This window comes from uncultured Xanthomarina sp., assembly GCF_963971605.1.
Classification (GTDB): Bacteria; Bacteroidota; Bacteroidia; order Flavobacteriales; family Flavobacteriaceae; genus Xanthomarina; species Xanthomarina gelatinilytica.
This window is the reverse complement of the sequence record NZ_CAXATZ010000004.1, coordinates 1-19767: the sequence shown is the minus strand read 5'-3', so window position 1 is coordinate 19767 and position 19767 is coordinate 1. Positions and strand designations below refer to the sequence as shown.

Sequence of the window (19767 nt, the reverse complement as noted above, 5' to 3'; positions counted from 1 at the left end):
AATAGCTAAAACTTAAATGAGTCTTTTTAGAAAAATTTTTGGTTCCAAATCTGAAAAATCAGAAGAAGAATTAAAGTCCAACGAAAGAGGCAAATACATGCCGGAAATAAAACTACCCGTAGATGAGAGGTTTACCATAAACTTCAAGGCTAATGGTGGCAAGTTTTTGTACTGCGAAAATTTGGATGAGATTTACCATACTCTCAACAACATTATTCAAGAAAACAATTGGGAAGAGAAAAAAGTACTTCTATTTGATTCTAATTTAAAAGATAGATTTAAAGATTTTAATTTACCCACTTCCACTTATACACAAGAGGCCACTTATTTTTTAACCACCTGCGAGAATTTAATTGCAGATGATGGTTCTTTGCTAATCTCTTCTAACCAAATAGCAGAAAAAAGATTGAAAGAACTTCCAGAAAACTTTATTGTTTTTGCTACAACCAGCCAAATAGTTGAAAATATTGGTGAAGGGCTTAAAGGCATTAAATCCAAAAACAAAAAACAAATACCTACAAACATTACAACCATAAAACATTTTAAATCTCAAGAAGAAAAAGACTTTATGTCCTATGGTAGTAGTTCAAAAAATTTATATTTGCTCTTATTAGAAGATTTATAACAAACCAACCCTATTCTAAAAATTAAACATGCTTTTAAACATCTTCTTTTTTTTAGATAGTAAAACAACTACAACCATATGAAAGAAATTCTGGTAAGATCCTTTTCTGGGCTTTTATATGTTTCTTTGTTGGTTTTTTCACTTTACAATAAACATGTTTTCATCCTGTTGTTTTTTCTTTTTGGTTTAATCTGTTTGGCCGAATTAAAAAAACTCATTCAATACAGATCGTTTGTTCCTTTTATAGTCTTTACCGTTTTGTATGGTGTTTTTGGTTACTGGCAATTTGTAATGAAATCAAACGATGGCTTAATAGAAGCCACACAAATACTTCAGGTCATTACCATATTTGTGCAACTGTTTTTAATTAAGGATCTGTTTACAGAAAAGAACATCCCTTTGTTCATTTCAAAAAAAATAATCATTACCACTTTTTATCTTTCCAGTGGTTTTGTGTTTTTGGTTTTAATTGCCAATTACCATCAAACCTTTAGCCCATTAATTATTTTGGGAGCCTTTATTTTGGTTTGGACCAACGACACCTTTGCATATTTGGTTGGAAAAAATTTTGGCAAACAAAAATTGTTTCCAAGCATCTCTCCAAAAAAAACAGTTGAGGGATTTTTAGGAGGATTGTTTTTTGCTAGCGTAGCAAGTTATTTTATTGCTACCTTTACAGAAACTTTAAGTTTTAACCATTGGTTGATTTTAAGTATCATCATAAGTGTCTTTGGAACCCTTGGCGATTTAATAGAATCCAAGTTTAAACGCCAGGCCAATGTTAAGGACAGCGGTATAATCATGCCAGGACATGGTGGTTTATTAGATAGGTTTGACAGTATTATTTTTGCTGCACCTTTTATATATTTGTTTTTACGTATTATAAATTATGTTTCATAAAGAAGGTCATAAAATCATTTTAGTAACGCTTATTGTAATCGTTGCCTTATTTCTACTAACGGATAGTTTTGTAACCATTCCTTGGCTGAGTACACTATTAATGATTGTTTTTTTAGTTTTTCTAATTTTAATTCTACAATTTTTTAGAAATCCCAAACGTTTTACCCATAGAAATGACGATACAGTTGTGTCTCCTGTAGATGGTAAAGTGGTGGTTATTGAAGAGGTGTTTGAAAAAGAATATTTTAATGACAAACGCCTACAGGTAAGCATATTCATGTCTCCAATCAATGTTCATGTTACGCGTTATCCTATTGGTGGAAAAGTATTGTTCAGCAAATACCATAAAGGGAAATATTTGGTTGCCTGGCATCCTAAGGCAAGCGAAGAAAACGAACGTACCACAGTAGTTGTTGAAAACGCAAGCTTTGGGAAAGTGCTTCACCGGCAAATTGCTGGCGCTTTAGCCAAGCGTATTGTAAATTACGCCAAAATAGATCAAATGGTCTTGCAAGGTGAAGATTCTGGGTTTATAAAATTTGGCTCAAGAGTAGATGTATTCCTACCTTTGAACACAAACATAAAAGTACAATTAAATCAAAAAGTTCGTGGTGGTGAAACCATCATTGCTGAAAAATAATGACTTCGGAAGAATTAGATATTGAATTTAAAGAAGCTGTAGATCGCATCAACGAATATACAGAACCTTTTCCAGCAGATTTTTTGTTGCGTTTATACGCATACTACAAAAAAGCCACAAACGATTACAGCAGACCTAGCAGTAGCAAGCCTTTAATTACGGCTTTTAAGACAAACGCGCTTTTTCAAACGCAAAACATTACTCCAGAAGAAGCAAAAAAAGCCTATATAGAACTTGTTAAAAATTATTTTCTGTACAGAAAGTAACCAATTTCTAAGGCTTAAGACAAACTTAACTTAGTTTTTTAAAACAAATTCTAAGGGCATGCCTATGGAACCATTAGGAAAACTAATACCCAACAATGCAGACATGGTTGGAGCTATATCTACAATTTCGGTTCTTTGTAAGGTAGAGCCTTTTGTAATGCCTTTACCATAAAACAACAAAGGCACATGAGTATCGTAGTTTAAACCAGAACCATGCGTGGACCCTGTTTTACTGTAGGATATAAAAGCAGGATCGTATACAACCAATACATCTCCAGAGCGCTTTTGGTTATAACCTTTTTCCAACAAATTCTCAATGCCATCCACATAGTTGGATGCTGTTAGCTGGGAAGACGTATATACTTTATAGATGTGAGGATACTGAATTAATTCTTGAGCAATGCGCTCTTGCACATGAGCAATATCAAGTTCTAATAAATCTATTTTATCCTTATTTAGGAAAATCTGAAAATTACTCACATTCTCAATCAAATCTGAGGCTTGGTACGTTTTAACCATAAAATCATTTAAACGCTCTTTATACATGTCATTATCCACATATCCTGCAGGTATTCCAGTGCTTTTAAGATAAGAAGGCACGTCTACAGCTGCATGATCTGCTGTTAAAAAAACGGTATAAGCATTTTTTCCTACTTGGGTATCTAAAACGTTGAAAAGACGTTCAAGGTCTTTATCCAATCGAATATAGGTGTCCTGAATTTCTTTAGAGTTCACACCAAAATTATGTCCAACATAATCTGTACTGGAATAGCTTATTGTTAACACATCTGTTATTGCATCCTGTCCCAGCAGTTCTCCATTTATGGCTGCAATTGCAAAATCTGTAGTCAAGGCATTTCCTTGAGGTGTTGCTTTTAAAATATCATAACCTTTATTGTCCTTACTCAAGGCCTTTAAATCGTAGGGAAACGTAGCTGTATCTTTACCTTTAAAACCTCCTTCAAATGTATTTAAATCTGGCCCACTTTCTGTATAACTATCAATATCATAAAATGTGTCCCAAGTAGTTAAATAAGAAGCTGCCTTGTTAGATGCATTAAATTGTTTTACCCAATCTGGTAATGTTTCAGTATAAAACGAGCTGGTAATCCAGTATCCTTCATCTTTTCCCTGAAACCAAAAAGCCATGTTTGCTGTATGGCCAGCTGGTAAGATAGCACCTCTATCTTTTATGGCTATACCTATGGTCTTTCCTTGCATTTGAGTAAAAAGTCTATTTTCATCTGCAAAGGTTGTTGTAGTCATTCTATGTGGAGACATTTTTCCTGCTTTAGATTCTGTTCCAATAGAATTTACGGCAGAATCCCCAGCGCAATACACATAGTCCTTTAATTCTTTATCGTACCAACTGTTTGCTATAATGCCATGATATTTTGGAGTGGTTCCTGTATATATAGAAGCATGTCCAGGTCCAGTAAAAGTAGGCACATAATTGTAATGATTGTTTTTACAATTAAACCCTTCACGCATTAGGCGTTTAAATCCACCTTCAGAGTACTTGTTATAAAAACGCGTTAAATAATCGTAACGCATTTGGTCTACAACAATCCCAATGATTAACTTTGGATTATCTTGAGTAACCGGAATTTTATTGTTTAATACAACCGTTTCATTTTGAGACTTACATGAAATGCTTATTATTGCGAGACTAAGTACAAGAACTATTTTTTTCATTACAGGAATTCTATTTAAAGTTCAAAAATAGGCATTTTAAAACATCATAATTTAAAATTAAGGTTAAAAAAGTCTTAGTTTTTTATACTTTAGCAATTACAAATTAAAATATGAAATACCTACACAATATTGGTGCTTATTTTATAATGATTAAAGATATGTTTCGCAAGCCTACCAAATGGTCTGTTATGAAAACACTTATCTTTAAAGACATAGACGATTTAATTATCGGCTCGTTAGGTATCGTGGCCTTTATCTCATTTTTTGTTGGAGGTGTTGTAACCATACAAACAGCGTTAAACATCACAAGTCCCATTATTCCAAAATACTTGGTTGGTTTTGCTACCAGACAATCCATTATTTTAGAGTTTGCACCAACTTTTATTTCCATTATCATGGCTGGTAAGGTAGGTTCTTTTATAACCTCCAGTATAGGTACCATGCGTGTTACCGAACAAATTGATGCGCTTGAGGTTATGGGGATTAACGCCATTAACTACCTGGTGTTTCCAAAATTCATTGCTTTGATGCTGTATCCTTTTGTAATTTCCATTGCCATGTTCTTGGGGATTATTGGAGGGATGGCTGCCTGTATTTATGGAGGTTTTAGTACTTTGGACGATTACATTACCGGTGTTCAGTTGGACTTTATACCATTTCATATTACCTATGCCTTTATTAAAACCATTGTTTTTGCTTTTATATTGGCAACCATTCCTTCCTATCATGGTTTTTTTATGAAAGGAGGCGCTCTGGAAGTAGGTAAAGCTAGTACCACTGCCTTTGTTTGGACAAGTGTGGTTATTATCCTTTTAAATTATATTTTAACCCAACTCCTGCTAAGCTAATGATAGAAGTAAACAATGTCCATAAATCTTTTGGCGACACCCATATTTTAAAAGGCATATCCACCACGTTTGAAAAAGGAAAAACCAGCTTGGTCATTGGGCAAAGTGGTTCTGGTAAAACCGTGTTTTTAAAATGTTTGTTAGGTTTGTTCCAACCCGAAAAAGGCAGTATTTCTTACGATGGTAAAATATATTCTGAACTGGATGCCGATGAAAAAAGAAACCTTCGTTCCGAAATGGGAATGGTTTTTCAAGGCAGTGCCTTGTTTGATTCCATGACAATTCTGGAAAATGTAATGTTTCCATTGCGTATGTTTACAAAACAAAGTAAAAGTGAAATGCAAGATCGTGCAGATTTTGTACTAAAACGTGTAAATCTTGCTGATGCACACCACAAAATGCCCAGTGAAGCTTCTGGAGGTATGCAAAAAAGGGTTGCTATTGCTCGAGCAATAGTTAACAAGCCCAAGTATTTGTTTTGTGACGAACCCAACTCGGGATTGGACCCTAAAACAGCCATTGTTATAGACGATTTAATTCATGAAATTACAGACGAATACAACATTACAACCATCATAAATTCGCATGACATGAACTCTGTGATGCAAATAGGTGAAAAAATTGTGTTTTTAAAAGATGGTCTAAAAGCCTGGGAAGGCTCCAAAGAAACCATATTTAAAACCGATAACGAAGTGGTAACCGATTTTGTTTACTCCTCTGAACTTTTCAAAAAAGTACGCCAAATGTATTTAGAGGAAAGGCAATAAACCTTAATTGACTTTTTATAAATGAATGGTGTTTATCTCTCTAAACCTCCAACCAACTAGTTGGTACGTTTAACCACCAAAGTATCCAGTTTTAATTTAACTTTTAACCAACGTTCCAGTTTGTCTTGCTCTTTGGCTATGTCCTTTTCTTTTAATTTTTCACTGTCCCAAGCCACTAAAAATTCTGGAATGGTATCAACGGTTTTAAAATTGGTCCTAATTAAATTGGCATAACTAAAGGCTGAAATATTTTCGTAATTTATTTTCACTTCTTGAACCACATCATTAAAAGGGATGGTGTTTTTTTCCAATGCAGATAGCGTTTTGACACGGTTCTCCAGGAATTCAATTTTTTGGGTTTGGGAAATTAAATCCACAGAATCCCTGTATCTAATTTGCTCCATATATTTCAAATTGTCGAATTGATCGCCTCTACTTTGATTGAAAACTATCCTGGTGTTTGCCAAAGCCGGATAAGCATTTTTTCTATGTTTTAGCAAATCGATGGTTGACTGTGGCATTTCGTTCAAACCATAGGTGTTAAAGACTATATAAGGTTCGTTTTTGTCGTATTTATAAATAATGTTCTTTTTTATGTACTCATAATCTGGCAAACCACTTAACTCTTTATCCACATAATTTCTGGCGTCGGCATAAAAATTACTTTCCTTTAAAACTTCCACAAAGGTCCATACAGCAGGAACCATAACTATAATTGCCAAAACAGACGCAATTCTTGCTATACGTTTTCTTTTTTTGGAATTGGCATATTTTAGCATTGGAAAACGTAAAGCTTTTAAAATAATAAACGTTGCCAGAGCGATAAATATGGTATTGATAATAAACAAATACATGGCTCCAAAAAAGTAAGGCCAATTTGCCTTTGCCAAGCCATAACCTGCTGTACACAAAGGTGGCATTAAAGCTGTTGCAATGGCTACACCAAAGATGGCAGAAGCAATGGTACCTCTTTTTGTTTTAGCAATTATCAGTGCCGAACCACCAAAAAAGGCAATTAAAACATCTCGTATGTCTGGTTTTACCCTTCCTAAAAGCTCAGAAGTATCTTCACTTAATGGAAACAACCAAAAAAACAAAAATGCTGTTAACAAACTCAACACAATCATGATGGCCAAGTTTATCAACGACTTTTTCATGGTATCAATATCGTTGACAGCAACCGAAAGACCAACACCCAAAATAGGACCCATTAATGGAGAAATTAACATGGCTCCAATAACCACTGCAGTAGAATTGGCATTTAAACCTATGGAAGCCACAAAAATGGAACAAACCAATATCCAAGCTGTTGCCCCTTTAAAAGAAATGTCTTTTTTAATAGCTTCAATAGTTTCATCTCTATCTGTATCGTCCCTAAAATCGAGAAGTTCATTTAAAAACTTTTTAATATTCTGAAACAGTCCTTTAGCATCTTTTCTTACAGCCTCTTTAGAAGCTTCAACAGCTTGATCTTTTTTAGCGTGCTCTGAAGTTTGATTTTTATTAGCTTCTTCTTCAGAAAAATTAAATTTGTTTTCTTCCATGTTTTGTTAGTTAAAACCTCTATACAAGATGTAAATATATATTATTGGAGCATATATTTTAATATTTTCTTTTAGGTATTTTTTATGCTTATCCCAGAGAGTTCCCAAAGATGTTTTTTACTTTATTGAGCACAATTTTAATATCTTGTTCCTTGGCTTTTGGGTAAATAAGCAACACTTCGTCCTTATCAACTATGATATAATTGTTCAAGCCATCCACTACAACCACTTTGTTTTTTTGGGTCCTTATCATGTTTCCTGAAGCATCTTCCAATAAAGTTCTGGCATTTACAATGGCATTTTGGTTTTGGTCCTTTTCCAATTTATCGTATAAGCTTCCCCAAGTTCCCAAATCGTTCCAATCAAAAGTGGCTGGAATAACATACACATTTTTTGAAGCTTCCATAATGGCATAATCAACCGAAATATTCTCTGCTTTTTCATAATTTTCATTAATAAAATGAACTTCATCTTCGGTATTGTATACAGGAATTCCTTTTTCAAAAAGTTTATATAACTGCTCTTGGTTCTTTTTAAATGCATCTACCACATGTTTTACATGCCACATAAAAATACCTGCATTCCATAGGAAATTGCCTTGTTCCAAGAATTTTTTTGCAGTTTGGTAATCTGGTTTTTCCCTAAACTGTTTTACTTGTTTTATGTCTGTTTCAAAAGTGGTATTGTATTCTATATACCCATAACCAGTATTTGGAAAAGTAGGTTTAATACCCAAAGTCATTAAGGCATCATTTTTTGAGCAATAATCAAAGGCTTGTTGCACATTATCAGTAAAGGCCTGCTCGTCTTCTATCCAATGGTCACTGGGTGCCACAATCATTACAGCATCTGGATTTTCTTTCTGTATTTTTAATGCAGCATATAAAATGCATGGTGCTGTGTTTCTCATGGCAGGCTCCAAGACCACCTGACGCTTGGTAACCTCTGGCAGTTGCTCAAAGACCAAATCGTTATAACGTTCGTTGGTTAATATAAAAATATTCTCTTTTGGAATAAGCTTAGATAAACGTTGAAAGGTTTTTTGAATGAGTGTGTCGCCAGTTCCCAGCATGTCATGAAACTGCTTAGGAAACTCTTGTGTACTAATAGGCCAGAATCTAGAACCGACTCCTCCTGCCATTAAGATGGCATAATAATTTTTATTCATTGAATATGTTATTTTCATTCCCTTAAACCTTGTCTATTGACAAAATGTAAAGGATTTGTTTTATAAATCCATTAACTCCACTTCAGCATTCGGATTGAAAAGATACAATTTTCCGCTATCTATCTCAATACATTCTATGCGTTTTGTTCTTGTATTTCCCTTTTTAAAAACTTTACCGTTGTACAACTTAAACAAGGCGCCATTTGGGACTTCAAACACAAAGGTTTTATCGTTTGGAGCATCGTACTGTTTCAAAGCTAGGGATAAAGCTGCATCTGTATCGCTACTTGCTTTAGGGTTTTTAAAATGTTTGGCCAAAAGCGGCAATAAATCCTTAGGAAAGGTTTGAGGATTCAAAAAAGGGAGCATCAACCTTTGAAACGTATGCTTCCACTCTTTTCCATGTGGTTTAATCCATTTGCCATAAGCATTAAAAGCTTCAAAATGAGCAATCTCATGTATTAAGGTGATTAAAAACCGATGCGAATTTAAATTGGAATTAACCGTAATTTCATGATTTCCGTTGGGCAAACGTTTGTAATCTCCATGTCTGGTTTTTCGTTCACTTTTTACTTTAACCGTTAAACGATCGTGGTTTAAAAGTTCCAAGACTTGTTCAAAAACGTGCTCGTTTATATACGGTTTAATAGGATGCTGCATGAGGCAAAAATAGTATTTTATTCCAAAGTTAATGAACTAAGTCCAGAGATAATATGGAAAATGATATGATGCTGAAAAAACAGATTTGACGAAGCTTACACAGTAAATATCAGATTTTTATCGACATTTTTATTTGTCAATAAAACATTTTTACTATTTTCACTTTTCAAAACATCATATTCATACTATGAAACAGCTTCTTTATTTTGCAACCATTTGCTTATTTTTCCTGTCTTGCTCCGATGATGCAAACGATACAATATATTCTCCAATACCACCAGAACCAACACCTGAAGTCGTTCCAGAATTTTTGCCTAATTTATCTGAACTTAATTTGTTTACTGAAAACTTAAACGATTTAACACCAAGCGATCGGGCTTTTGTGTACAACCTAAACACAACCCTTTTTACAGATTATGCCCATAAACAAAGGCTCCTGGCGCTTCCTGAAGGCACATCCATGGAATATGTGGATGATGGTTTCCCTATCTTTCCAGATAACACGGTTATGGCTAAAACATTTTATTACCTTAACGATGAAAGAGATGCAACTCAAGGAAAACAACTTATTGAAACCCGTATTTTAATCAAGAAAAATGGTGTATGGGAAATGGGAAATTACAAATGGAATGATGAACAAACCGATGCTGTTTTGGACAACACAACCAGTACCGAACCTATAAGCTATCTGGACAACAACGGAAATACGGTAAATGTAGATTATGTAATCCCTTCTGCCCAGGATTGCATAGATTGTCACAGCAGCAGCAATGTTATTACACCTATAGGCCCTAGACTAAGAGCTTTAAATGATAATAACCAATTGGAAAATTGGATTTCCAACAATTACCTAACTGGTTTAACCGATGCATCTCAAGTTTCTGTTTTACCAAATTGGGAAGATGCTGTAAATTATACTTTGGAAGAACGTGCCAGAGCTTATTTTGACATGAATTGCGCACATTGCCATAGCGATGGTGGTTTTTGTAGCGACCAATCTTACTTAAGACTATCTTACGATACGCCATTTGCGAATTCTTATATTTTTGAGTCCAGATTAAACATTGATGCAAGAATGTCCATGTATTACAGTGGCGTTAGCATGCCTTTAATTGGCACTACCATGATGCATCCAGAAGGCTACGATTTAGTGAGGGATTATTTAAATACCTTATAGGTTTTAAAATCTTTCTTTTATTTTATTATTGGAACTATCTTTTAGGAAGCGAACTTCTAAAGGAATTAAACCATTTTGTGTTTTAAGAGTCTTATTATCATAAACATAAAAAATAATTAAAATGAAAGCAATCGCATTTATCACATTGGTATTCATAGCAAGCCTGACACAGGCTCAAGAAAAAAAGCATGGCAAACAGAACATGCAGGATTACACGCCTGAAGAAATAGCTCAGTTACAAACCAAGCAACTTACTTTAGATTTGGACTTAACCGAAACCCAACAAAAACAGGTTGAGGCATTGCATCTTGAAAATGCTAAAGCAAGAAAAGAAAAGCAAGAGCTAAGAACTAAGAAAAACAAAGGCAAGACCTCCAACAAAGAATTGAGCAAAGAGGAAAAACTTCAAATGAAAAATGACATGCTTGACAAGCAGATTGAAATGAAGAAAAAAATGAAAGAGATTCTTAATGAAGACCAATATGCTAAATGGGAAAAAATGAGCAAAGAGAAAAAAGAACATCGAAAAAAAAGAATGCACAATAAAAAGAAAGCTAGCATGAACGAGCAAAAAAACATTTAAAAAAAAAGCTATCTAAACAAATTAGATAGCTTTTTTTTTATAGCTCACTGCATACCTTATCACATGCAACAATGGTTTTATCTAAGTCGTCGTAAGTTAAAGCATCTGTAATAAACCAAGTTTCAAAAGCACTTGGTGCTATATAAACCCCTTTTTTTAACATGCCATGGAAGAAAGCTTTAAAGCGAGCGTTGTTTCCTTCGGCTGCCGTATCAAAATCAACCACTTCAGTTTCAGAAAAATGTATGGAAATCATGGAACCAATACGATTTATGGTATGTGAAATGCGATGTTTTTTCAAGACTTCGGCACATCCTTTATGCAAATATGCGGTTTTGTCAGCCAAACGGGTATATATATCTTTATCATGATTTAATTCCGAAAGCATGGCGAATCCAGCTGCCATAGCCAATGGATTTCCACTTAAAGTTCCAGCTTGATACACTGGTCCCAAAGGTGCTAGATGATCCATAATCTCTGCTTTCCCTGCAAAAGCACCAACAGGCAAACCTCCTCCAATAACTTTTCCAAAACAAACAAGGTCTGCTTGAACCCCATAGAGTTCTTGAGCACCACCTTTTGCAAGTCTAAAACCGGTCATGACCTCATCAAAAATCAACAGTACATCATGTGCTGTACATAGGTCTCTCAGTTTATTTAAAAACCCATCTTTTGGTGGTACACATCCCATATTTCCTGCAACAGGCTCTAAAATCACACAAGCAATTTCACCCTTGTTAGCTTCCAAAATCTCTTCAACATGGGCAATATTATTGTAGGTGGCCAACAAAGTGTCTTGAGCTGTACCTTTAGTAACGCCAGGACTATTTGGGCTTCCAAAAGTAACGGCTCCACTTCCTGCTTGAATTAAAAACGAATCGCTATGACCATGATAACAACCAGCAAACTTTATTATTTTGTCTTTTCCAGTATAACCCCTAGCCAACCTTACAGCACTCATACAAGCTTCAGTTCCGGAGTTTACAAATCTAATTTTTTCAATATTTGGAACCATGGACACAGCCAATTGAGCAATTTTTGTTTCTATTTCCGTTGGAGTTCCAAAGGAAGTCCCAAGCTTTGTTTTCTCAATAACTGCATCCACAACCGGTTTGTGAGCATGACCTAATATCATGGGTCCCCAAGAATTTATATAATCTATGTATTGATTGTCATCTTCATCAATTAAATAGGCTCCCATTGCTTTTTTTATAAAAATTGGAGTTCCCCCAACAGCTTTAAAAGCCCTTACAGGCGAATTGACACCTCCTGGAATAACCGTTTCTGCTTCGGCAAACAAAGCACTGCTTCTTTTGTATAACATATGCACTATTAATTGGATTTTACTATTAAGACCTCGCCTATAGTTAAATCATTACTGGTTAAATTGTTTAATCTTTTTAGTTCTTCGACTGTTGTTTGATATCTTTTGGACAAAGAATACAAGGTGTCACCCTTAATGATTATATGGGTATCTTCAGCTTTAACAGCAACTCTAGAAGCTGTTTGGCCAGTAACCACTTCATCGTATTTGTAAAGTTGATAGCGTTCTATCAAACTGATAAGTTTTTCTGGATACCTTCTATCGGTAGCATAACCTGCTGCACGCAATTCTTTGGCCCAGGATTGATAATCGTGAATATTTAATTGAAATAATTTTTGGTAACGGGATCTTCCTGTTAAAAACAATGAATGGTCCCTGTACGAATATTTAGCGTCGTTGTATTTTCTAAAACATTCTTGAGAGGCATCGTCATCATGATAAATTCTAGCTCCAGTCCATTCGTGACATTTAATCCCGAAATGATTGTTGGCTTCCACAGCCAAACGCCCTTTACCAGAAGCAGATTCCAAAATTCCTTGAGCCAAGGTTATACTGGCAGGAATACCATATAAACGCATTTCTTCTTGAGCAATAGGAGCAAAAATGGCTATATAATCATCTGTGGAAGTAGGAACTCTCTCTGGAGTTTTTTCAATTACCACTGTTTCTTTGGGAGTTTCTTTTGGATTATTTGGTTTGGTCCTGGTATCTTTTACAACCCGTTCCGTTTTTGTACTGCCTTTAACACGCTTGGAACTTGTTTTTTTACTTGAACCACAACTAAACACAAACATACTAACAACCAAAAGCCATATAATTTTTTTCATCAATCTTTAATTAAATATTGGTAATTTCTTTTTTCTTAATGCATCATTCATTCCTTGAATTCCTTGCAAGCCACCTGTATGAATGGCTAAAATTTTAGCTCCTTTCGGAAAATATCCTTGACGCATCAAATCGAAAACGCCATACATCATTTTTCCAGTATAAACCGGATCTAAAGGCAAACCATATTGAGCTTTGAATTCATTAATAAAACTGATTAATTTGGTATTTATTTTGGCATAACCTCCAAAATGATAGTCCGAAATTAAATCCCAATTGGAATTATTTGCAAACTTACTAATTTCTTCTCTCAAAAATTCACCTTTAAGAGCAGGAAAACCAAGAATTTTCTGCGAGGAACCACTTGAATTTATAAGACCGCTAATAGTACCTCCAGTTCCTACTGAACAACATATGAAATCGAAATTTTTATCATTCTCTGTCAATATTTCTTCACAACCTTTTATAGCCAATGTATTGGTGCCTCCCTCTGGAATAAGATAAAAATCCCCAAACTTGGATTTTAGTGATTCAATAAAATCATTTGTAGCTTTAAGTCTGTAGGATTCCCTTGATACAAAATGAAAATGCATCCCTTGCTTTTTTGCAAAAGACAAGGTTGGGTTGTCAGCGACTTTAGCAACCAATTCTTCGCCTCTAATAACTCCTATCGTTTTAAAACCGAACTCGGTTCCAGCAGCTGCCACTGCAGCAATATGATTGGAATAAGCGCCACCAAAGGTTAATAATCTTGTTTTTTGAAACCGTTGCGCTTCAAGAATGTTATATTTTAACTTTCTGTATTTATTACCCGAAATAAATGGATGGTTTAAATAATCTGGTTTAATAAAAACCTGATCCTTAACATGAATGTTCTCTTGATCTTTAATGAAATACACCTATAGCTTAACTTTAAATTTTACCAATTACAAATATAGCAATAGCTAATTGTTAAATTAGGGTTTACAAAATTGATTTTATTTTCATTAATCAACCCATCTTGTCTTGTTTTTAGTACATTTTATCGAAAAGGCTCTTAGTTCATATATTGGCTGAATAAAATATTTATTTTTATGTTAACAATTATTTAATAAAAACAAGATATTATTATTTATTTCAACATTTTAAATGTTAATTTTATGCGTAATCAATATGTATTCTGTAAAAATATATTGAATAATACATTATAAAGATTTCCCAGAATCTACAATCTCTTGACCATTTGTTGTTTATAGCAAAGCCTAAGCAACCTTGCTTTTAATTTTCCTAAACTAAGAACATTTATAAATAAGTTTACTTGTTTATATAATTAATTAATAGCTCATGATTAAAATTTTACTCTTCCCATTTACTATTTTTTTAATAAGTATAAATGCTAATGGCCAATGTACGAATCCAACATCTTATGGTTCTGCAACTGCACCTTCCAGTAATACTTCAGTCACAATAAGCACATGTAATTTCCAAGGTGAATATGGAACCGTAACAGGTGTCGTTGCTGGAGAAACTTATCAGATTACAAACTCATGTGGTGGATACATAACAGTAAGAAGTAGTACTTATAATGGCACGCTTGTAGGTAGCGGCAATGCTCCTTATACTTTTACTGCTGCTGTAAGTGGTACTCATTACGTACATTTTAATACAAATGCAGCTTGTGGCACAGCATCTAATTGCTGTACAACTGCTATCAGCTGTACATCTTGTGCTATACCTACTCCTCCTGCAAACGATTTATGCGCAAATGCAACACCTTTACCTTGTGGAACAACCAACTTAGCTGGTACAACTATTAATTCTACTAATATAACTAATAGCACGGGGTGCTATATGTCTAATTATGGTGTGTGGTACACATTTACTGGAGATGGCGATCAAACTACTATTGATGTTTCAGGCGTAAGTGGTTTTGATATTGAAGTAGCAATTGAAAGTGGTTCATGTGGCTCTTTTACTAATTTAAACTGTGAAGACAGTGGTAACCCTGAGTCCTATACTTTCAATACTGTTAACGGAACCGATTATTATGTATATGTTGCATATTGGACTACTGGTACTAGCACAGGAAATTTCACTATTTCTAGAACTTGTACAACTGTAACCCCTCCACCAAATGATGAGCCTTGTGCTGCAACACCTGTATTAACAAACAATGATTTTAGCTGTGCAAATTTTGCGTCCGGGACAATAGAATTTGCATCCAATTCTGGAGCAAATAACTGTATAGGCACAGAAGATGATGATGTTTGGTTCAGTTTTGTCGCGACTTCTACTTATCACACTGTAGATTTAAATAATATTTCTGGAAGCGTTACAGATTTAGTACATGCAATTTATAATGGTTATTGTGGTGCCCTTGGCGCTCCAATTGTTTGTTCAGATCCCAACTCTAGTACTATTACTGGGCTAACTATAGGAAGCACATATTACGTTCAAGTTTACACATATACGGCTACAACTGGACAAAACACTAATTTTGATATTTGTATCGGAACTCCTCCTCCTCCTCCTCCTGGAAACGATGATCCTTGTGGATCTATTAGTCTAACAGTTAATCCAGATTATTCTTGTGCAAGCACAACTTCTGGCACTGTTGCTAGTGCAACAAATTCTGGTGTTAATGCTTGTGGGGGAACAGAAGATGATGATGTTTGGTATCATTTTGTGGCTACTGGACCTAGTCATACTGTTGATTTAATAAATGTTGCAGGCAGTACAACCGACTTATATCACGCTGTATACGGTCCATTTGCTAATGTTAATCCTCCAAACTGTACAAATGCTACAGTTGGAGGATCAAATATTAGTTGCTCAGACCCAAACTCTAGCACACTAACAGGATTGGTAACAGGACAGACTTATTTTGTTCAAGTTTATTCTTGGACTTCAACAACTGGTCAAACATCTACTTTTGATATATGTATTGGAACTCCTCCTCCTCCTCCTAGCAACGATGAACCTTGTGGAGCAATTGCATTAACAGTAAATTCAACTTGTATTGGAACTACTGGTAGTGTAGGAAGCGCCACAAATTCTGGAATTGATGCTTGCTTTGGAACACCTGACAACGATGTTTGGTACAGCTTTGTAGCTACCAACACAAGCCAAACTGTAAGCCTTTTTAATGTCTTTGGGAGCACTACGGATATGTATCACGCAGTGTATGGTAGTTTTACTCAACCAGACTGTAGTGTTGCTGTAGCTGATAACATTTCTTGTAATGACTCTGATTCGACTGATTTAACAGGTTTAACCGTTGGAGCAACTTATTTCGTTCAAGTCTTCACATACTTTAGTGGTTCAGCAACGACGACTTTTGAAATTTGTGTTACAGAACCTTGCACTTTATCAGGTTCTATTGCAAACACCCCAACCCTGTGCCCAACTATTATAATAGACGAACAAGGCAATGACCCTTTTGCTGCTTCCCCTTTTATATCGAATCCTAGCGCCAATATAGACTGCTCTACTGATACAGTAACCTTATCCGCAAACCCAAACTTAAAGGAAACAACTAGTTACATCGTAGAGCAAATAATATATCCAAACCCTGCTCCGGATTATGATTTCCCTATCTTGGGAGGAAATCAGCAAGTAATCAATACAGATGATGTTTGGGCTACATCTAGAACCAATATTGGATTTCCTTTTTGTTTTTACGATAATACTTACACTCAAACTTTGGTAGGCGCCAATGGCATGACGACTTTTGACAACAGTATTGTACCAGGGAGTTCATGTGGTTGGAGTTTTAACAATAATCTTCCTAGTACTGCTGGTGCTTTATTCGAACAAACCATATATGGTGTATATCATGATATTGACCCATCAGGTTTAACTGGAGCTCCAATTAAAAGCCGAACCATTGGAACTGCTCCTTGTAGACAATTTCAAGTTTCTTGGACAGATATCCCTATGTTTGGTGATGCCTCAAGGCTATATACTGGAATGATTGTATTACATGAAGCGACCAACATTATTGAAGTGTTTATAGAAACAAAGTTAATAGAAAATGGAAATGTATACCCATGGAATGATGGCAATGCTATTGTTGGTATTCAAGGTGACATAACACCTTTAGGGCCTAATAATCAATACGCAGTAGCTCCATGCAGAAACGGTCTTGACACTAACTGGGAAACAACTAACGAAGCTTGGCGTTTCACTCCTAATGGCGCTGATGTAACCCCCTCAACAGTGACATGGTATCAAGGATCAATAAATGCAAGCAATGTTATTGCTTCAAATCCTGATAACAGTGTAACAGTGAGTACTGGAGGCAACTATTTTGCAGTTGCTAGCTTTAATACTTGTTCAGGCACAATTAATTTAACAGATGAAATCGTGGTAAATGATAACAGAAAAGTATGGAGAGGAACCGTCAATACAGACTGGTATACTCCTGCCAACTGGTCCGGTAACGCCATACCCACCTCATCGGATTGCGTTATTATTCCAGACTTAAATACAACGAACAACAATTCCCCTATTGTTATTGGTGGGCCACCAACCCCTCCACCTCCTGGACTTGCCAGATCTTTAAGGGTCATGTCAAATGGCTATTTAGAATTAACTTCTGAATCAAATTTAATTGTAACAGACAATATTTATATTGAAGATGCCATAGCTCCTTATGGTAAGATCATTATTAGGGACGACGGAAATTTAATTCAGATAAACAACTCGCCTCCTAACAATAATGTAGGCAACATACAAATGCAACGAAATGTAAATAGCCTTACCAATTTAAACTATGTGTACTGGTCTTCTCCTGTAAATGGTTTTAACGTCACCAATGTGTCACCAGGCACAAACAATAACCTAATTTGGCACTGGATTCCTACTGTTGCCAGCAATGGCATCGGTCATTATGGCACTTGGCAAAACACTACCGAAGTAATGTTACCAGGAAAAGGGTATATTGTTAGAGGTATTTCAGGAACATCACCAGAAACAACTCCTGCTTTAAACACTGTCGAATTCACTGGTATTGCCAGAAATGGCATTATTTCTCACAACATTACACATGGCAATTATAGTGGAGGTGATTACCCTGGAGCTGGAAATACCATGGCAACCGAATTGGATGATAACTGGAACTTGGTAGGAAACCCATATCCTTCATCCATTTCTGCTACCAAGTTTATAACTCAAAACGCCAGCATTATCAGTACAGACAACCCAAATCCTGCCATCACAGGCACAATTTATTTGTGGAACCATCTTAATTTACCAAGTAATTTAGTAAATGATCCTTTTTATGGTGATTATGTGTATAATTATAATCCAAATAACTATATAGCATTTAATAATACAGGAGCTAATCCTCCAGGTTTTAACGGCAACATAGCTTCTGGACAAGCCTTTTTTGTACTTATGGACCATAATGCATCAACAACTGGGTCCAGTGTCGTTTTCAACAACAACATGCGTTACGACGATACAGATCCACTGAATCCTTCTCCTTATGCAAACAATGAATTTTTCAGAGTCATGCAAAGACCAAAACCTCATGCAAACAGAAATACTATTGAAAGGCACAGGATTTGGTTGGATTTAATCGCACCTAACGACCATGCCAATTCTATTTTAGTTGGCTATGTTGAAAACGCCACCAATGGTGAAGATAGACTTTATGATGGTTTTGATTTAAGTAAAACTTCCATCAGATTCTACTCTTTAATCAATGAAGACAAAATGTCCATCCAAGGTCGAAGTCTTCCTTTTGATGTAAGTGATACTGTTCCTTTAGGACTGGTAATTCCTGAAAACGGAAACTATACCATTGCCATAAATTCAATAGATGGTTTATTTAGCAATACTAACCAGGACATCTTTTTAGAAGACACTTATTTAAACATCATTCACGATTTAAGAAATACCCCTTACAGTTTTAATTCAAACATTGGGACTTTCAACAATCGATTTATTTTACGATACACCAATAATGCTTTAAACATTTCAGAAGAAACCCTGTTGAATGGCTTAGTTATTTCAGCACCAAACAACAATTTTATTAAAGTTTCTTCTGAACTGGAGCAAATTAAAACCATTTCTGTTTTTGATGTCTTAGGTCGTATCCTGTATCAAGATATGAGTGTTAACCAAAAGGAACTTATTATAAACAACCCTTCATTCTCCAATGGCACTTATATTGTAAAGGCCTCTTTAAGCAATGGTCTCCAAAAAACACAAAAAATTATATTAAAGTAAAGATTACAAATAACCAACAAAACCCCAAAAAGACTTTGACTCCATATAGTTAAGGTCTTTTTCATTTGTATAGGCTTCCCGTTCAAAAGAAATATTTTTATAAGCTAAATAACAAGACCTATATTGCAGGAACCTCCATATAAACTCTAAAACATAAAACACAAAAAAAGGTAAAATCAATAATTCCAGTTGCTGCCTTAAATGAATCCGTTCATGATTCACTAACAAAACATCCTCTTTCAAGCTAGCATGTCTTAAAAACACAAAAGGGAACAGGGCAATTCCAGTAAAACCTCTTGGAACTATATATTTTGAAATTAAAATCATGCATTTGTACCATTCAAATATCAAACCAATTTACAAGTTTAAAACTTAAATACAACAAATACTTTCATTTCAATAAAAATGAAAAAACATCAAACAAAAATAATCCGTATAGTGTCTGTATAGTTATTTTAGGACGGGTCAAGGACGGGTCATCCCTATAGCTTTCCTATGGATACTCCATGGATACTCCATGGATAGTGTATGG

Annotated in this window: 17 protein-coding genes; 9 read left to right on the top strand and 8 right to left on the bottom strand. The window is 35.1% G+C overall.

Features of this window, described 5'->3' with window-relative positions:
- The first annotated feature begins 16 nt into the window (after positions 1-16).
- The 4 genes from AACY93_RS02625 to AACY93_RS02610 all read left to right on the top strand — a co-directional run bounded on the left by AACY93_RS02625 (position 17) and on the right by AACY93_RS02610 (position 2431).
- A complete protein-coding gene (locus tag AACY93_RS02625; RefSeq protein WP_007646505.1) occupies positions 17-625 on the top strand; it encodes an LUD domain-containing protein in 609 nt (202 codons plus the stop codon).
- Positions 626-703: 78 nt separating this feature from the next.
- On the top strand, positions 704-1525 hold the full coding sequence (locus AACY93_RS02620) for a phosphatidate cytidylyltransferase (protein ID WP_286854894.1): 822 nt from the start codon (positions 704-706) through the stop codon (positions 1523-1525).
- The gene (locus AACY93_RS02615; protein WP_007646502.1) at positions 1515-2165 is read left to right on the top strand and encodes a phosphatidylserine decarboxylase family protein; all 651 of its coding nucleotides are present in this window, start codon (positions 1515-1517) and stop codon (positions 2163-2165) included. The genes AACY93_RS02620 and AACY93_RS02615 overlap by 11 nt, the downstream gene beginning before the upstream one ends.
- Positions 2165-2431 (top strand): acyl-CoA-binding protein, encoded by a 267-nt coding sequence (locus AACY93_RS02610; RefSeq protein WP_286854892.1) that lies wholly within the window; start codon positions 2165-2167, stop codon positions 2429-2431. Before AACY93_RS02615 ends, AACY93_RS02610 begins: the two co-directional genes overlap by 1 nt.
- Before the next feature lie 30 nt (positions 2432-2461).
- On the opposite strand, the gene pafA is transcribed toward AACY93_RS02610, so the two are convergent.
- Entirely contained in the window at positions 2462-4126 is a 1665-nt protein-coding gene (pafA, locus tag AACY93_RS02605) for an alkaline phosphatase PafA (protein WP_286854891.1), read from the bottom strand.
- A 110-nt stretch (positions 4127-4236) separates the two neighbouring features.
- On the opposite strand from pafA, the gene AACY93_RS02600 reads away from it, so the two are divergent.
- Together AACY93_RS02600 and AACY93_RS02595 are read left to right on the top strand one after the other, a co-directional pair.
- A complete protein-coding gene (locus AACY93_RS02600; protein WP_286854890.1) occupies positions 4237-4974 on the top strand; it encodes an ABC transporter permease in 738 nt (245 codons plus the stop codon).
- The gene (locus tag AACY93_RS02595) at positions 4974-5741 is read left to right on the top strand and encodes an ATP-binding cassette domain-containing protein (protein ID WP_286854889.1); all 768 of its coding nucleotides are present in this window, start codon (positions 4974-4976) and stop codon (positions 5739-5741) included. The genes AACY93_RS02600 and AACY93_RS02595 overlap by 1 nt, the downstream gene beginning before the upstream one ends.
- A 56-nt stretch (positions 5742-5797) precedes the next feature.
- On the opposite strand, the gene AACY93_RS02590 is transcribed toward AACY93_RS02595, so the two are convergent.
- From AACY93_RS02590 to AACY93_RS02580, 3 genes are all read right to left on the bottom strand, one after another.
- Positions 5798-7285, bottom strand: coding sequence for a DUF389 domain-containing protein (locus AACY93_RS02590; protein WP_007646495.1), 1488 nt, complete (start codon positions 7283-7285; stop codon positions 5798-5800).
- 88 nt (positions 7286-7373) lie between these two features.
- The gene (locus AACY93_RS02585) at positions 7374-8453 is read right to left on the bottom strand and encodes a mannose-1-phosphate guanylyltransferase (protein WP_007646494.1); all 1080 of its coding nucleotides are present in this window, start codon (positions 8451-8453) and stop codon (positions 7374-7376) included.
- A 60-nt stretch (positions 8454-8513) separates the two neighbouring features.
- Positions 8514-9113 carry a SprT-like domain-containing protein gene (locus AACY93_RS02580; protein WP_286854888.1) on the bottom strand — a complete coding sequence of 200 codons (600 nt, stop codon included), beginning with the start codon at positions 9111-9113 and terminating at the stop codon, positions 8514-8516.
- 187 nt (positions 9114-9300) lie between these two features.
- On the opposite strand from AACY93_RS02580, the gene AACY93_RS02575 reads away from it, so the two are divergent.
- The gene (locus AACY93_RS02575) at positions 9301-10290 is read left to right on the top strand and encodes a hypothetical protein (protein WP_286854887.1); all 990 of its coding nucleotides are present in this window, start codon (positions 9301-9303) and stop codon (positions 10288-10290) included.
- 121 nt (positions 10291-10411) lie between these two features.
- Positions 10412-10873: a hypothetical protein gene (locus tag AACY93_RS02570; RefSeq protein WP_286854886.1), complete on the top strand. Its 462-nt coding sequence runs from the start codon at positions 10412-10414 to the stop codon at positions 10871-10873.
- 37 nt (positions 10874-10910) lie between these two features.
- Here the strand turns inward: AACY93_RS02570 and hemL are convergent, their stop codons facing one another.
- The 3 genes from hemL to AACY93_RS02555 are packed head-to-tail and all read right to left on the bottom strand — an operon-like array spanning position 10911 to position 13921.
- Positions 10911-12197: a glutamate-1-semialdehyde 2,1-aminomutase gene (hemL, locus tag AACY93_RS02565; protein ID WP_286854885.1), complete on the bottom strand. Its 1287-nt coding sequence runs from the start codon at positions 12195-12197 to the stop codon at positions 10911-10913.
- An 8-nt stretch (positions 12198-12205) separates the two neighbouring features.
- Entirely contained in the window at positions 12206-13024 is an 819-nt protein-coding gene (locus tag AACY93_RS02560) for a glucosaminidase domain-containing protein (RefSeq protein ID WP_286854884.1), read from the bottom strand.
- 6 nt (positions 13025-13030) lie between these two features.
- Positions 13031-13921, bottom strand: a complete 891-nt coding sequence (locus AACY93_RS02555) for a pyridoxal-phosphate dependent enzyme (protein ID WP_286854883.1) — start codon at positions 13919-13921, stop codon at positions 13031-13033.
- Positions 13922-14345: 424 nt separating this feature from the next.
- On the opposite strand from AACY93_RS02555, the gene AACY93_RS02550 reads away from it, so the two are divergent.
- The gene (locus AACY93_RS02550) at positions 14346-19235 is read left to right on the top strand and encodes a T9SS type A sorting domain-containing protein (RefSeq protein ID WP_286854881.1); all 4890 of its coding nucleotides are present in this window, start codon (positions 14346-14348) and stop codon (positions 19233-19235) included.
- Positions 19236-19238: 3 nt separating this feature from the next.
- On the opposite strand, the gene AACY93_RS02545 is transcribed toward AACY93_RS02550, so the two are convergent.
- Positions 19239-19562 carry a hypothetical protein gene (locus AACY93_RS02545; protein WP_286854880.1) on the bottom strand — a complete coding sequence of 108 codons (324 nt, stop codon included), beginning with the start codon at positions 19560-19562 and terminating at the stop codon, positions 19239-19241.
- Positions 19563-19767 lie beyond the last annotated feature (205 nt).